This window comes from Opitutia bacterium, from assembly GCA_016217545.1.
Lineage (GTDB): Bacteria > Verrucomicrobiota > Verrucomicrobiia > Opitutales > Opitutaceae > Didemnitutus.
In genome coordinates this window covers 613,444-628,824 of sequence record JACRHT010000012.1, presented here as the reverse complement: position 1 = coordinate 628,824, position 15,381 = coordinate 613,444, and the positions used below count along the sequence as shown (strand labels likewise).

Below are 15,381 nucleotides of genomic sequence, written 5' to 3'. Positions count from 1 at the left end.
GGCGGCGACGATGGCCGGCCGGGCGGTGATCGAATGGAGGAGCTGGCGGGCGACGGTTTTCAGCGTTCGGTGAGCGGCAGGTCGAGCTTCTCGAGCGCGGCGCCGAAGAGCAGGCGGCGTTGCTCGGGCGAGAGTCCGGGTTGCAGCACGGCGGTCTCGTAGTCGGCGTAGCGCAGCCAGTTTTCCTGCTGGCCGAGCGAGTGGCCGAATTCGACGAGGAGCTGGTCGATGCTCTTGACCGGGGCGCGGCTGGCGAGGCTGCCGGCGATTTGGAGGATTTCCGCGCTGACGAGTTCCTTCTCCTTCACGAGCGCGTCGTAGGATTTGCGCTGGCTGGCGTTGAAGGTGGCGAGCTCCGCCTGGGCGGCTTCACGCTTGGTCTTCAGCTCGGGCTTCGAGCGGCGGCTGGCGACGATTTGCAGCGCGGGGCGGCCCTCGGAGCGGGAGAATTCGATGCGGTCGTCGGGGAACAGGGCGCGCAGGGCGGATTGTTTTTCGACCATGGCCTTCTGCCAGGCGGCCTTCTCGCCGATGTAGGCGGCGATGCGCTTCAGGAGCGCGGGCGGCACGGGCAGCGCGGCGGGGCGCGCGGGATTCGGGAAGGCGGAAAGGCCGACGCGGATCTCCTCGGCGAGCTGTTCGATCGCGGCGAATTCAGGCGCTTGTTTCGCGGCGAGGGACTTGAGGGCGTTGATGCGGGTGGATTCCCAGAAAGCGCGGTCGCCGCGATAGAGCGCGTCGCGCAGCTCTTTTTTCAGGACGGTTTTCTTCGCACGGTATTCGTCGAGCTTCGCGTCGAGTTCCGGCGGGAGATTGGCCGGGAGGCGGATGCGGGCGGCGGCGGGCGAGAAGTAGAGATACGGTCCGGGCGCGTTGAGTGCGATCTCGGCATCGGGTGAGCGGAGGCTGTCGGACAACTCCATCGCGAGTTCGCGCAGGAGCAGGCGCTGGGGCGTGGAGAGGCCTTCCTGGAAGAAGACCGAGCCGGTGATGACCTTGATCTCGTCAGCCTGGGATTCCCAGCGGGTGTCGTCGCCGAGGCGCCAGTCGCGGAGGTTGTTCCAATCGACGCCGGATTGGAAGAGGGAGCCGTTGACGAGGTTGTCGCGGATGCTCTCGGCGGTGCTTTCGAGGGAGGCGAGAGCGGCGGCTTGCGTCGACGCGAACGCGGTCAGTTCGCGGCTGCGGGTGTCGGGATCGGCGCCGGCCAATGAGTCGAGCTTGGCGCGGAGCGCGGTCACGGCCTGCGTGCGCGCGGCGAGATAGGCGTCGAGCGTTTCGCGGCGTTTGCGCGAGAGATCCTCCGAGAACATCAGCGCGCTGAGCGGCGCGTAGAAGATTTCGTAGATGTAGCTGCGCAGGGTCGGAGGCAGCGTGAGGCTGGCGAGCGTTTGGCCGGTTTTATCGCCGCGCAAAGGTTCGCCGAGTGCGGGCGGGGTCGGAGGCAGGAAGATGCGCCGGCGCTCGATCTGGATCGTTCCCGAATAGCTGTTCATGAGCGGCGATCCGATGTGCGAGCCGTAGTAGGGATGATAGTTCGGGAAGTTGGTGTCGACGCGGTATTGGATGGTCGACGTGTGGTCGGTGTAGCTGCGGGGCGTTTCCCGCACGGTGTCGCTGGACGACGAGGGTGCTGGAGCGCTGGTTTGGTCGGCGGCGCCGGCCGACAACACGAACGCGGAGAGCAGAAGGGGCAGCGGGGAGAGCGATTTCATGCGGAGGACAATTGCCGGAAACGTGCCGTCCGGCGAAGAGCGGCACGAGATGCTTGCGGAAGATGAGCTTAGAAAATTTTTGGCGGAAAACGAGCCGCGCGGCGCTGCCTTCGCGCTGGGTGGCTACACCCAATCCCGCCGTGCCCGGGCGCGCACAGGTGGTGGTCAGCCCCCATTCGCCGGCGGCGTTTGCCGGCGCGCGGCGAGACGGTAGCGGAGGAATTCGCGGGTGACGCCGAGGCGGCGTGCGGCGGCGGAGACGTTGTTGTCGGTCTCGCGCAACGCGTCGGTCACGAGCGACTCGATCACGTCATCGAGCGCGAAGCCGTTCTCCGGGATGCGCCACGCGGGGTTGCGCCAGGTCGTCGTCGCGGCGGGGGCGTCGCCGGTTGCCTCGGCGGGCGCGCTGAGCGTGGCGAGGTCGAGCGTGGGACCGCTGCTGAAGATCAGGGCACGCTCGATCTCGTGCGACAGCTCGCGGAGGTTGCCGGGCCAGCCGTGGGCGACGAGCGCGCGCTCCGCGGCGGGTGAGAACGCGGTGTTGCCGCGGCGGTGGCGTTGGGCGAGACGCGTGAGCAGGTGGCGCGCGAGCGGCACGATGTCGGTGCCGCGCTCGCGCAGCGGCGGGAGCGTCACGTGCAGCAGATGGAGCCGGTGATAGAGGTCCTCGCGGAACTGGCCGGCGCGCACCAGCGCGTCGAGCGGCTGGTTGTTGGCGGCGATGAGGTGCGCGTCGACGGCGGTCTCGCGCGTGGCGCCGAGGCGGCGGATTTTTCCGTCGTCGATGGCGGTGAGAATTTTTGCCTGCGTCGCGAGCGAGAGGGAACCGATCTCGTCGAGGAACAGCGTGCCGCCGTCGGCCGCTTCGAACAGCCCGAGGCGGCCTTTCTTCGCATCGGTGAACGCGCCGCGCTCGTGGCCGAAGAGCTCCGACTCGGCGAGTTGCTCGGGCAGCGCGGCGCAGTTCACGCGCACGAACGGTTGCGCGGCGCGCGGGCCGTGGGCGTGCAGCCATTTCGCGAGCAGGCTCTTGCCGGTGCCGGTCTCGCCCTCGATGAGCACGGGCGGCAGGCGCTTTTCGAGGCGCGCGAGCGCGGCGAGGATCGAGTCGAGCTGCGTGCGGAGGCCGGCGAGCTTTTCGCCGAAGAAAAATTCCTCGGGCGTTTCGCGGTGCTCCTCGCGGCGCGCGGCGATGTGTCCGCGGCGACCGCGCAGGAGCGCGAGCGGCAGCTGGTCGAACTCGAAGGGTTTCGCGAGGTAGTCGCTCGCGCCGAGCCGCATCGCCTCGACGGCCTCGCGCACGCCGCCGAACGCGGTCATGACGACGACGGCGGTGTTTTCCGAAAACGCGCCGCGGCGGAAAAGTTCGAGCACGTCGCCGTCGGGCAGGTGCAGGTCGACGAGCGCGAAATCGAAGCGCAGGTCCGCGAGCAGGCGGCGCGCGCTGGCGAGATCGGCGGCTTCGGTGATCTCGCAACCGAGCGAACGGAGGTAGGCCGCGAGGCGTTTGCGCAGCGCGGCGTCGTCCTCGAGGAGGAGCACCTCGCTGCCGGCAGGGAGCGCAGTTTCGGAGCGCATCGCGGGCGATTGCCGGACGGATTGCGCGCGACTTCAACGCCAAAGCTCCCGCGCGGGCAGCGGCGGCTTGCCGGGCGGCCGGTCGCGTGCACGGTGGTTTTCGATGCCGGAAGCCTTGGCCCTCCTTTTCGTCGCCGTGATGACGACGGCGCTGTTGGTCGTGCTGCGTCTGCGCACGAAGAAGCCGCACGGACCGGCCGAGCTCCAACGACTGCGCGAGCACATCGCCTGGCTGGAGGACCGTCAGCTTCACGCCGAAGCGAAGCAGTGGGATGACACGATGAAGGCGCGCATCGTGTCGCAGTTGGCCGAGGCGCGTCGGGAGTTGGCGGAGTCCGAGTCCCGGCCGCCGGCGCTTTGAGGACCGGGCGGCGTCCCGGCCGAAATACGTATTACGCAACATCGGCTTTCGCGGACTCCCGGATGTTGAACGGCGGGCGCGGCGGTTCGGTTGACACGGCTGCGCGGGGTCGCGCATCCTCCGCGCCCTTCCCCCATGAGTGCGCCCCGCCCCGATGCCCCGCTGCGGTCCGTGTCCGCGACCACTGGCGTGCGGCTGTGGGTGTTCCGCGCGCTGGCACTCGTGGCGGTGCCCGCGTTGCTGGTGGTGGGATTGGAGATCGGGCTGCGCGTCGCGGGCTACGGGCGTCCGACCGGATTTCTGATCCCGGACCGCGAGCCAGGCATGTTTCGCACGAATCCGGACTACGTGCGGTTGTTCATGCCGGAGAGTTTCGACCTGCGGCCGCTGAACTTCCGCGTCGCGCGGGAAAAACCCGCGAACACGCTGCGCGTTGTGGTGCTCGGCGAATCGGCGGCGCAGGGCGTGCCGGCGCCGATGTTCGGTTTCGCGCCGCAGCTGCGCGCGCAGCTCCGCGCGCTGTATCCCGGCCGGCGCATCGAGGTTCTCAACGCCGGCGTCGTGGCGATCAACTCGCACGCGGTTTACCAGATCGCGCGCGGCTTCGCGGCGTTTTCGCCTGACCTCTTCGTCGTCTATCTCGGCAACAACGAGGTCGTCGGGCCCTACGGCCCGGGCTGCGCGTATCTGTCGAGTTCGCCGCCGCTGTGGGTCATCCGCGCGAGCGTGGCGGTGAAGTCGACGCGCACCGGACAACTGCTCGGCGCGCTGTTCGCGAAAGTCGCGACGCGCTCCAAGGCCGTCGAATGGGGCGGCATGAGCATGTTCGTGAACCAAGCCGTGGCAGGCGACGATCCGCGGCTCGAGACGGTCTATCGCAACTTCGAGCAGAACCTCCGCGACATTGTGCGCGTGGCCAACGACGCCGGAGCGCCGGTGCTGCTCACGACCGTCGTGGCGAACCTGAAGGATTGTCCGCCGCTGCTCTCGCTGCATCGCGCGGACCTCGCCGGCGACGAGCTGGCGCGCTGGCAACGCGAGTTCGATGCCGGACGCGTGGCGTGGAAGCTCGGCGACACGGCGTCGGGGCGCGCGCATCTCGAGGCAGCGCGGCAGATCGATGCGCACCACGCCGAGACGCTCTTCCTGCTCGGTTCGCTCGAGCTCCAAGCCGGACGCGAAAGCGAAGCGCGGAAGTTCTTCGTCGAGGCGCTGCACTGGGACGCGCTGCGTTTCCGGCCCGATCCGCGCGTCAACGACATCGTGCGCGCCGTCGCCGCGGAAGGTGGCAAGGTGCGGCTCGTGGATACGGCGCGGCTGCTCGGCGCCGACCCGGAGTCCACGGCGCCGATCGCCGGGCGCGAACTGTTGTTCGAGCACGTGCATTTCGATTGGGAGGGCAATTCCCGCGTCGCGCGCGCGATGGCCGAAGGCGCGGTCGCGCTGTTGCCGACGCCGGAGAATAAAGTGTTTCTCGACGCGAACGCCGCCGCCGCGGCGCTCGGCTACACGGCGCGCGAACGCTTCAATGTCCTGCAGCGCCTCGCGCCGATCGTGCAGAGCCCGCCGTTTCCCAATCAGGTCACTTACCCCGAAGACATGGCGCGCCTCGGCCGCGAGCTGGCGATGGCGCAGGTCGCGAGCCGAAGCCCGGCGGCGCTGCAGACGGCGAAGCGTGTGATTGTCGCAGCGGTCGCGTCGGATCCGGAGAGTGCTGATCTCGCGAAGCTCGAACAGGAAATCGCGGACGATCTCGGCGACTTGCCGGGCGCGCTGGCGGCGTCGCAGCGCGTGCAGAAGCTCCAGCCCTACAGCTACGCGCTCGCAGCCGACGAGGCCATCAAGCTGGCGCGGCTTGGTCGTTACGATGAGGCGGAAAAGCTGCTCCGCGCGACAGCCGCGCGTTGCACGCCGCGCGAGCAGGTGGCGCTGGCGCCGGCGTTCGGCGATCTCTTTGCCCGGACGAAGCGCCCGGAGGATTACCGGCGGCATCTCGACGCGCTGCTCGCGCTAGTCCCGAACGACGCGAACGCGCGGCTCTTCCGCGCGCGCGAATTGCGCGGTCGCGACAACGCCGGCGCCGAGCGGGAGCTGCGGGCGATTCTCGAGCGCGATCCCGGGCAGCAGGCGGCGCAGGAGGAGCTCGTCGCGTTGCTGCTCGAGACCGGAAAGCGCGAAGCGGCTGAGCAAGCCACCCTCGCGACCGTCGACCACCAATCGCGCAACCAGGCGAACAACCTGCGCGCGGCACTTTTCGCCGAAGCGCGCGGCGATGCCGAGGCGCAGGTGCGTTTTCTGCGCGCGGCGGAGCGCAGCGGGCCGGTGAATTCGGGCTTGGAGCTGCGGCTGGCGCGGCGGTTGTTCGATCTCAAGCGGCCTCTCGAAGGCCTCGAGCATCTCGCCGACGCGCGGCGGCTCGCGGTCATCGAGGGAGACGCGGAGACGATTGCGTCGATCGACGAATTGCTGAAACAACTACGCGGCGCATGACGGCGATCCTCGGCATCTCCGCTTTCTACCACGACTCGGCGGCGGCGCTCGTCGTCGACGGCGAGATCGTCGCGGCGGCGCAGGAGGAGAGGTTCACGCGGAAGAAACACGATGCGCGCTTTCCGCAGCACGCGGTGGATTTTTGCCTGCGGCGCGCGGGACTGACGGCGGCGCAGCTCGACCACGTCGTTTACTACGAGAAGCCGCTGCTGAAGTTCGAGCGACTGCTCGAAACCTACCTCGCGTTTGCGCCGCGCGGCTTCAAATCGTTCTTCCAGGCGGCTCCGGTGTGGCTGCACGAGAAGCTCCAACTCACGCGCGCGATGAACGACGGGCTCGGCGGCGCGTATCGGCGGCCCTACGTTTTCACGGAGCACCACGAGTCGCACGCGGCGAGCGCGTTCTTCCCCTCGCCGTTCGAGGAGGCGGCGATTCTCACGGTCGATGGCGTCGGCGAATGGGCGACGGCGAGCCTCGGCGTCGGGCGCGGCAATCGCGTCGAGCTGACGCATGAGCTGCGGTTTCCCCACTCGCTCGGGCTGTTGTATTCGGCGTTCACGTATTTCTGCGGCTTCAAGGTCAACAGCGGCGAATACAAGCTCATGGGCCTCGCGCCCTACGGCGTGCCGCGCTACGTGGATCTCATTCTGGAAAAACTCGTCGAGCTGCGGCCGGACGGCTCGTTTCGGCTCGCGCTGGAGTATTTCGACTATTGCACGGGGCTGACGATGACGTCGCGGAAGTTCGACGCGCTCTTCGGCGGGTCGCCGCGCCGGCCGGAAGCGCCGTTGACGGAGCGCGAGTTCGATCTCGCGGCGTCGGTGCAGAAGGTGACCGAGAAAATTTATCTGCGCATGGCGCGACAGCTCCACGCGCAGACCGGCTTGAAGAACCTGTGTCTCGCGGGTGGCGTGGCGCTGAATTGCGTGGGCAACGGCCGGCTGCTGCGCGAGGGGCCGTTCGAAAACATCTGGATCCAGCCCGCGGCCGGCGACGCGGGCGGCGCGCTCGGCGCGGCGTTGTTCGTTTGGCATCAGCTGTTGGAGAAACCGCGTGTGCCGGCCGCGCGCGACAGTCAGCACGGGTCGCTGCTCGGGCCGGATTTTGCGGCGGCGGAGATCGAGGCGACGTTGCGCGGTGCGGGCGCGGTGTTTCGGCGCGCGGCGGACGAGGCGGCGTTGTGCGAGGAGACGGCGCGGCTGATCGCGGACGGCAAAGTCGTCGGCTGGGTGCAGGGCCGCATGGAATACGGCCCGCGCGCGCTCGGCGGGCGCAGCATTCTCGGCGACGCGCGGCGCGCGGAGATGCAGTCGACGATGAACCTGAAGATTAAATTCCGGGAGTCGTTCCGGCCGTTCGCGCCGGTGGTGCTGGCGGAGCACGCGGCGGATCACTTCGCGCTGCCGCGTGGCGTGGAGAGTCCCTACATGCTGCTCGTGGCGCCGGTGCGCGAGGAGCGGCGGCGTGCGCCGGCGGGTTCAGCGACAGCGGGATTGGCGCGCGTGAACGAAGTGCGGTCGGAGTTGCCCGCGATCACGCACGTCGACTACAGCGCACGCATCCAGACGGTCGACATGGAGCGGCATCCGCGATTCCGGCGACTGCTCGAGGCGTTTCAGCGCGCGACGGGCTGCCCGGCGATGATCAACACGAGCTTCAACGTGCGCAGCGAGCCGATCGTCTGCACGCCGGCGGATGCGTATCGGTGTTTCATGGCGACGGACATGGATGCGCTCGTCGTCGGAGATTTTATTCTGCGCAAGGAAGAGCAGCCCGCGGCTAACCGCGTGGATGCGCGCGCGCACTTGAAGAACTTCGAAATCGACTGAACGCCATGGCCCTCGTCCGCATCGATCGTCAGCCCAAGCCGCGCCAGTTGCTGGTGTTCGCGGCGGCGTGGGCGGTGTTCGTGGGCGTGGCGGGCTGGCTGCAATGGCTGGAGGAACGGCCGAACATCGCGGTCGCGTGCTGGATCGCGGCGGCGCTGGTGCCGGCGGTGGGCGCGGTGTGGCGCGAGGGTCTGCGGCGGTTCTACGTCCTGCTGATGTGGGTGACGTTCCCGATCGGCTGGGTCGTGTCTACCGTGGTGCTCGCGGCGCTCTATTTCGGGTTGTTGACTCCGATCGGATTTCTCCTTCGCCTGCGCCGGCACGACGCCATGCAGCGAACCGACGCGTCGCGCGCCGATTCCTACTGGCACCGCCGGGATGGGACGCCGCGTGCCGCGAGCTACTTCCGTCAATACTGAACCGTGAAAGCCCCGAACGAATTCGAGCAACAGGCCGCACAGGAGCAGCGCGGGTTTTTCCGCGAGTTCTGGGATTTCGCGCGCAACAACAAGAAGTGGTGGCTCACGCCGATCATCCTCGTGCTGTTGCTGGCCGGCGTGCTCGTGGTGCTCGGCGGCAGCGGGCTGGCGCCGTTCATCTACACGATTTTCTGAGGAAGACGGCTGGATCGCCACGCCCGACGGTGTCGGGCTCGCGATGACAGGCGGAGAAAAAGAACCGGGGGGAAGCCGGCGCTACGGCGCGGTGAGCAGGAATTCGAGCGGGAGATCGACGCGGGCGGACCAGGCTTTCTCGTTGTGCTCGGCGCCGGGGAATTTCCTGGTGAGCCAGTCGCGGCCTTCGGTGTAGCCGAGCGTGCGCAGGGCGGCGTCCATGCGTTGCTGGAACGGCTCGTAGAGCGCGTCGAGCGTGGCCGTGCCGAAGTCGAAGTAGAGGCGGTGTGCGCCGGCGCGCGGGAGGTGTTGCGCGAAGTAGTCCACGACGCAGCCGTCGCCGGCGGGCCAATGCGTCGAGACGCACGCGGCGGCGCCGAAGACGGCCGGGTATTCGGCGAGGGCGTAGCCGGAAATCAGTCCGCCCATGCTGGAGCCGGCGATGCTGGTGTGAGCGCGGTCGGGAAGCGTGCGATAGGTGCGGTCGATGAAGGGCTTCAGTTCCTCGACGATGAATTTCAGGTATTCGTCGGAGCGGATCATCGCGGCGGGCATGCGCTGGTTGCCGACGCCGAAACCGAGGTCGGCGGTCGTGACCGCTTTGCGCGGCATGTATTCGGGGAAGCGGGTGAGGCCGTTGTTCCAGAGGCCGACGATGATCGCGCCGCGCGTCTTGCCGGTCGCGATGAGGCGGTGCATGGCCTCGTCGATGCCCCATGTCGTGCCGCCGTAGGCGAGGCGCGGGTCGAAGAGATTCTGGCCGTCGTGGAAATAGATGACCGGGTAACGCTCGGTGGCGTTCGCGTCGTAGCCGGGCGGGAGCCAGACGTCGATCGTGCGCGGATCCGCGTGGCGCGACGGAAACGCGGTGTGGCGCACGAGGCGGGCGGTGCCGACGGTGACGCGCGTTTCGGCGCTGAGCGTCGTGCCGGCGAGGTTGTGCACGGCGACGCGGTAGCTGCCGCTGTGCGCGGTGACGGCGTGCGGCACGACGTAGGTCGCAGCGGTGGCGCCGGGGATGAGTTCTCCGTTGCAGAACCACTGGTATTCGAGATCGCCGGAGCCGGTGGCGGCGGCGGTGAGTTTCAGCTCGGCGCCGAAGTCGACGGCGAGTTGCGCGGGCGGTTGGGCGGTGAAGGTCGGGCTTTGCGCGTGGGCGATGCCGAATTGGATCGGCTGGCCCTTCGAGGGCGCGATGGTGAGGTCGGAGATTTTCGTCGCGACGACGTGGCCGCGCAGGTCGTTCACGGTGGCGGTGAATTCGAGTTTCTCGTCCGGTGCGAGGTCGGCGGGCGGCGCCCAGAAAATGCGGTAGGGCGGCGCGTCGTCGGTGCCGAGCAGTTCGACTTGGCCGGGGCGCGAGGCACGCGTCAGGGCGAAGGTCACTTCGGCGACGCCGTCGGTGGTGCCGACTTCGGCGCGGATTTCGCGGCGGTTGGGGAAGACGAGGTCGTCGTTTTCGCGCGAGGTGAAGGTGAGCGCGGTGCCGCTGGCGGGCGTGACGAGGGCGATGGTCGGAGCGGTGGCGGGTGCGGCGAGGGGGCGGTCGGCGCGCCACAGGGCGAATTGGAGCGGGGCGAGCGTGACGCGCACGGCGCCGGTTGCGTCGGCGGCGAGCGGTGTCGATGGGTAGCCCGCGATCTCCGAGCGCGGGTTGATGGAGGCAGAGTTCGAGGCTTTTTCCTGAGTGGCGGGAGCACCCGCGCCCGGAGGTCGCGGGCTACCTGATTGCGGGCTACCCGAGGTGGAGTCGAAGACCGCAGTGAATTTCGCGCCGGCGGGCTGGCTTGTGGGCACAGTGACGGTGAGCGGCGTGGTGCGGGAGGCGTTGAAGGCGGCGAGGTATTCGATGCGTTCACTGCGCTCGACGCGCGAGAAGGCAAAGAGCGCCGGCTCGGCGGTGGGGCGCACGATCATGGCGCCGGTGCGGAGGGCGCGGTGGTCGCGGCGGAGTTGGCCGAGTTGGGCGAAGAGGCGGTAGAACGGGTGCGTGGGGTCGAACTTGTCGTCGGCGCCGGTGCGGGTGGTGGCGAGGAGCTTGGCGTTGACGTAGGCGGGGACGCGCGAGGGGAACATCGTTTCGCGGGCTTGTTGATCCCAGCCGCCGGCGCCGATCATGCCTTGTTCGTCGCCGTAGTGGAGGACGGGCATGCCGCGGACGAAATACATCAGGCCGTGGCCGAGGCGGGCGAGGTCGGCGAGTTGGTCGAGCGAGGTGCCGGGGTTGTCCTGCGAGAGGAAGTAGCCCCAGCGGGCGATGTCGTAGTTGCCGAGGAGCGTGACCGACGAGTGGACGTTGCTGTCGTGGTCGGTGTAGTAGTCGTCGCGGGCGAAGAAGTCCGCGAGGCCGGCGGCGGGGGCGCCTTGGGAGATGAATTTGCGGGCGGCGCCGGCGAACGAGAAATCGGTCGTGGCGTCGGCGGCCATGGTGTTGGTGGAGAACTCGGCGAGGTGCGCGACGTCGATGGCTTCCTGCATGACTTCGCCGAATTGGAGGAAGTCGGGGCGGCCGAGCGCGCGGGCCTTGGCGCGGAGCGCGGGGTTGAAGGCCTGCCAGAAGGCGGCGTTGACGTGGCGCATGGTGTCGATGCGGAAGCCGTCCACGCCTTGCTCGAGCCAGTGGCCGAAGACGTCGATGAAGCCGCGGACGACGCGCGGGTGCTCGGTCATGACGTCGTCGAGGCCGCCGAAGTCGCCGCGGCCGGCGCTCTCGCCGGCGAAGGTGGAGTTGCCGCGGTTGTGGTAGAGCGTGACGTCGTTGAGCCACTCGGGGTTTTTGAGGTGTTCCTTGCCGGGCGGGAGCACGGGCGGGCGGGCGAAGGAGGTTTTCGCGTCGAGCGCGGGGAACTCCGCCTTCGCCGAGGCTTCGGCGGGATTCGCGTCGTCTCGCCGTAGCCCGGAGGGCGAAGGCGGAAGGCCGTTGTAGGCGGCAGCGCGTTCGTCGAAGGGTTGGCCGGAGGCGTCGCGCGTGGGGGCGGTCTTCGTGTCGATGTAGGAGAACTTGTTTTCGGCGTTGGTGATGACGTCGCCGGTGTGGTTGACGACGATGTCGAGGTAGACGCGGAGGCCGCGCGCGTGGGCCTGCGAGACGAAGGTGCGGTAGTCGTCGTTGGTGCCGAAGTGGGGGTCGACGTTGAGGAAGTCGTTGATCCAGTAGCCGTGGTAGCCGGCGGAGCCGGATTGGACGGGGTTGTTTTTGAAGGGAGGCGTCGTCCAGATCGTGGTGACGTTGAGACCGGCGATGTAGTCGAGCTTGCCGATGAGGCCGGGGAAGTCGCCGCCTTGGAAATAGCCGGTGCGGGTCGGATCGTAGCCGTGCTCCTCGGGGCCGCCGGGGATGCCGCCGGTGTCGTTGGCCGGGTTGCCGTTGGCGAAGCGGTCGGGCATCAGGATGTAGATCGTCTGGCCGGCACCGGGATGGGTGAAGCGCGGCACGACGATCGGAGCGACGGTTTGGGCCGTGGCGACGACGGCAACCAAGAGCAACCACAGCATGGCGCACGCGCGCCACGGACGGAACGGGGGGTGGGACGTCATGGGGAGGCCTGCAAGGTCGCGCAGGCCGGTGGGGGCGTCAAACGACGCGGGCGCGAGAAGACTTCCAAGGCCGGGAAAAATCTTAGGAAAACGAGGTCGGGCTAACCGCGGTGGTGCAGGGCTCCCGCCGGGTCTCGTCGTGGCCGTCCGGGCGGTTTTCAGAGGGGAAATGGCCGCGTGCTCCTGTGCGAGGCTGGTCGGCGGCCGGTCTGGCCGTCACCTAAGAGTTGTCCGAACCATCTCGGTTTTCTGCGGCGAAACCCAGTCGCGAGCGGCGGCGAACCGGAGTTTTGTCGCAGCATCCAGAAAGGCGGTTGCTGTCCGCCTCTCGCTGTTAACCCCTCCCCACCCTTGTTGCTGTCGGATTTTTATCCCCCCACCATGCACACCCACAACCATCAGAAATCGCGCCGGTTCCTCTATCGAGGTCTGGTCGCCGGCCTGCTGCTCTCGCAGACGGCCTTGTCGGCTTACGCGCAAGCGGCCGCTGCCACTGAAGAAGAAAAGAAGAAGGACGACGTCGTCGTCCTCGACGCTTATCAAGTCCGTGCGGGCTTCAGCGGATCGCTCGCTGCCGCTGCGGACAAGAAGCAGAGCGCCGTCAGCATCACGGAAGTGATCGCGCCGGAAGACCTCGGCAAGTTGCCGGACGTCTCCATCGCCGACGCCCTCACCCGTCTGCCCGGCCTCGCGGCGCAGCGCACCAACGGACGCAGCCAGCAGATCAGCCTCCGCGGTCTCGCCGCCGACTTCACCGTCGGCACGCTCGGCGGTCGCGAGCAGGTCTCGACCAATTTGAATCGCGCCCTCGAGTTCGACCAATACCCGGCCGAGCTCTTCGACGGCGTCGTGGTCTATAAGACGCCGGAAGCGCGCCTCACCAGCGCCGGCATCGGCGGCACGATCGACATGCAGACCTACAACCCCCTCTCGAAGGGCAAGCGTCAGGTCAACATGAACGGCTACTATCAATGGAATCAGCTCGGCCAGCTCACCCCCGGCATCAGCGCCAAGGGCGAGCGTTTCGGCCTGACCTACATTGACCAGCTGGCGGACGGCAAGGTCGGCATCGGTCTCGGTGTCACCTACTCGAAGACGCCCTGGGCCGGTCAGCAATTCCAGGCGTGGGGCTATCCGACCGATTCGAACGGAGCGTTCGCTCTCGGCGGCACGAAGTCCTATGTCCGCAATTCGATTCTGGACCGCAAGAGCATGATGCTCGTGCTGGAGTTCAAGCCCAACGAGAACTTCCATGCGAAGTTCGACCTCTTCAAATCCGACTTCCAGGAAAAGCAGCTCCTCCGCGGCATGGAAATTCCGCTGGCCTTCTGGAGCTCCGCCTCCCTGCAGTCCGGCTACACGGTGTCCAATGGCCTCATCACGAACGCCACCCTCACCAACGTCATGCCGATCATCCGCAACGACGTGTTCGTGCGCGACGCTTCCCCGCTCGCCATCGGCGCCAACATCAAGATCAACGAGAAGTCCGAGTGGCCGATCGAGATCGACGGTGGTTACTCCAAGATCACCCGCACCGACCAAAACCTCGAGACCTACGCCGGCCTCAGCCAGCGCGGCACGCCGTTCACCACGGCTGATTCCGTCACGGTCAAGCTCGTCCCCGGTGGCATCCCGACGATCACCCCGACCAAGAACTACGCTGACGGCAGCATCCTCAAGCTCTCCGACCCGCAAGGCTGGGGCCCGGATTCCCTCCCCGGCGGCGGCATGTATGGCTACCTGAAATACTTCAAGTCCAAGGACGAACTCGGCCAGATCAAGGCCTCCACCAAGCACTCCCTCCCGGCCGTCTTCAAGGACGTCGAAGTCGGCGCCTTCTACTCCGACCGCTACAAGCGCGAAGGTGAAGGCCCCTCCGGCTACATCAACACGCCGAACGGTCAGGTCACCATGCCGCTCCCGGCCAAGATCGGCACCACCGACATGGGCTTCCTCGGCCTCGGTTCGATCTATGCCTTCGACCCGCTCGCCGCGCTCAACAGCAACATCTACGGCTTCACCGCCAACAACGACACCGGCATCGTCGCCAACCGCTACGACGTCGACGAGAAGATCACGCAGGCCTACGTCCAGCTGAACCTCGAGACGAACTGGGGCGGCATCCCGGTCACCGGCAACATCGGTGTCCGCGGCATCCACACCGACCAAAAGTCGAAGGGCTTCTCCGCCAGCGGCAGCAGCTTGAACGCCGTCTCCGCCGGTGCGACCTACAACCAGGCTGCCCCGAACGCGGCCCTTAACTTCAAGGTCGCCGAGAGCACCCTCGTCCGTTTCAGCGTCGCCCGCCAATATGCCCGTCCGCGCATGTATGATATGCGCGCCTCCCGCACCTGGGGCTACGACCCGACCTTCGCGTCCTCCTCGACCAACAGCCCGTGGAGCGGCGGCGGCGGCAACCCGGCCCTCAAGCCCTGGGCGGCCAACTCGATCGACGTCTCGATCGAACGCTACTTCGCCGACAACAAGGGCTACATCGCCATCGCCGGCTTCAACAAGAAGCTGACGAATTACATCTACGAGCAGATGTCCATTGCCGACTTCACCGGCTACCCGGTGAAATCCGGTCCGGAACCCGTTCTCCGCAAGGGCATCATCTCCCAGCCGGTCAACGGCACGGGCGGCTCGCTCCGCGGCGTCGAGGCCACCGTCTCGCTCCCCAGCGAATTGTTCTTCAAGGAGATCAAGGGCTTCGGCATCTGGGCCAACGGCGCCTACACCGACTCGAAGGTCAAGCCCTTCGGCCCCACCGGTCCCGACATGCCGATCTCCGGCTATTCGCGCAAGGTCGCCACGTTCACGGTCTACTACGAGCGCCACGGCTTCTCCGCCCGCCTGAGCGAGAAGTATCGTTCCTCGAACCGCCAATACATCACCACGTTCGGACCCCCGAGCCGCGGTGGTGACGTCAACCCGAACGGCGGCTTCTCCGTCGCCCAGCCGGAAAAGACCATCGACGCCCAAGTCAGCTACACGTTCCAGACTGGCCCGCTCAAGAACCTCACCCTGCTCGCCCAGGCCTACAACCTGAACAACGAGCCGCTGGTCACCTACGACAACAACGACCCGCGCAAGGTGATTAACTATCAGAAATACGGCGCTTCCTACTCGGTCGGCGCGTCCTACAAGTTCTGATTCCCGGGACCCTGAGTCCCCGTTTGTTTCCGCGCGGCCACCAGTTCTAAGCTGGTGGCCGCGTCATCTCCGCCGTCTCCCTCAACCCCTGTCTCGCCGTGCGT

9 protein-coding genes are annotated in these 15,381 nt (G+C 67.4%); 6 read left to right on the top strand and 3 right to left on the bottom strand.

Annotated elements, in window-relative coordinates:
- Nucleotides 1-59: 59 nt before the first annotated feature.
- Both HZA32_09530 and HZA32_09525 read right to left on the bottom strand, forming a co-directional pair.
- Nucleotides 60-1,715, bottom strand: a complete 1,656-nt coding sequence (locus HZA32_09530) for a hypothetical protein (protein MBI5424321.1) — start codon at nucleotides 1,713-1,715, stop codon at nucleotides 60-62.
- A gap of 165 nt (nucleotides 1,716-1,880) precedes the next feature.
- Nucleotides 1,881-3,293 (bottom strand): sigma-54-dependent Fis family transcriptional regulator, encoded by a 1,413-nt coding sequence (locus tag HZA32_09525; protein MBI5424320.1) that lies wholly within the window; start codon nucleotides 3,291-3,293, stop codon nucleotides 1,881-1,883.
- Between the two features lie 115 nt (nucleotides 3,294-3,408).
- Here HZA32_09525 and HZA32_09520 point away from each other — a divergent pair, with 115 nt between their 5' ends.
- From HZA32_09520 to HZA32_09500, 5 genes are all read left to right on the top strand, one after another.
- Entirely contained in the window at nucleotides 3,409-3,654 is a 246-nt protein-coding gene (locus tag HZA32_09520; GenBank protein ID MBI5424319.1) for a hypothetical protein, read from the top strand.
- Between the two features lie 135 nt (nucleotides 3,655-3,789).
- Nucleotides 3,790-6,144 (top strand): hypothetical protein, encoded by a 2,355-nt coding sequence (locus HZA32_09515; GenBank protein ID MBI5424318.1) that lies wholly within the window; start codon nucleotides 3,790-3,792, stop codon nucleotides 6,142-6,144.
- Nucleotides 6,141-7,973 (top strand): carbamoyltransferase, encoded by a 1,833-nt coding sequence (locus HZA32_09510; protein ID MBI5424317.1) that lies wholly within the window; start codon nucleotides 6,141-6,143, stop codon nucleotides 7,971-7,973. Before HZA32_09515 ends, HZA32_09510 begins: the two co-directional genes overlap by 4 nt.
- 5 nt (nucleotides 7,974-7,978) lie before the next feature.
- Entirely contained in the window at nucleotides 7,979-8,392 is a 414-nt protein-coding gene (locus HZA32_09505; GenBank protein ID MBI5424316.1) for a hypothetical protein, read from the top strand.
- A gap of 3 nt (nucleotides 8,393-8,395) precedes the next feature.
- Nucleotides 8,396-8,587, top strand: a complete 192-nt coding sequence (locus HZA32_09500) for a hypothetical protein (protein ID MBI5424315.1) — start codon at nucleotides 8,396-8,398, stop codon at nucleotides 8,585-8,587.
- A gap of 81 nt (nucleotides 8,588-8,668) precedes the next feature.
- Here the strand turns inward: HZA32_09500 and HZA32_09495 are convergent, their stop codons facing one another.
- Entirely contained in the window at nucleotides 8,669-12,124 is a 3,456-nt protein-coding gene (locus HZA32_09495) for a hypothetical protein (GenBank protein MBI5424314.1), read from the bottom strand.
- A gap of 381 nt (nucleotides 12,125-12,505) precedes the next feature.
- Here HZA32_09495 and HZA32_09490 point away from each other — a divergent pair, with 381 nt between their 5' ends.
- Nucleotides 12,506-15,277, top strand: coding sequence for a TonB-dependent receptor (locus tag HZA32_09490; protein MBI5424313.1), 2,772 nt, complete (start codon nucleotides 12,506-12,508; stop codon nucleotides 15,275-15,277).
- The last annotated feature ends 104 nt before the right edge of the window (nucleotides 15,278-15,381 follow it).

Bases quoted from the DNA above. Each gene is read 5' to 3' on its own strand.
- HZA32_09530 (MBI5424321.1), bottom strand. From the start codon at position 1,715: ATGAAATCGCTCTCCCCGCTGCCCCTTCTGCTCTCCGCGTTCGTGTTG.
- HZA32_09525 (MBI5424320.1), bottom strand. From the start codon at position 3,293: ATGCGCTCCGAAACTGCGCTCCCTGCCGGCAGCGAGGTGCTCCTCCTC.
- HZA32_09515 (MBI5424318.1), top strand. From the start codon at position 3,790: ATGAGTGCGCCCCGCCCCGATGCCCCGCTGCGGTCCGTGTCCGCGACC.
- HZA32_09510 (MBI5424317.1), top strand. From the start codon at position 6,141: ATGACGGCGATCCTCGGCATCTCCGCTTTCTACCACGACTCGGCGGCG.
- HZA32_09505 (MBI5424316.1), top strand. From the start codon at position 7,979: ATGGCCCTCGTCCGCATCGATCGTCAGCCCAAGCCGCGCCAGTTGCTG.
- HZA32_09495 (MBI5424314.1), bottom strand. From the start codon at position 12,124: ATGACGTCCCACCCCCCGTTCCGTCCGTGGCGCGCGTGCGCCATGCTG.
- HZA32_09490 (MBI5424313.1), top strand. From the start codon at position 12,506: ATGCACACCCACAACCATCAGAAATCGCGCCGGTTCCTCTATCGAGGT.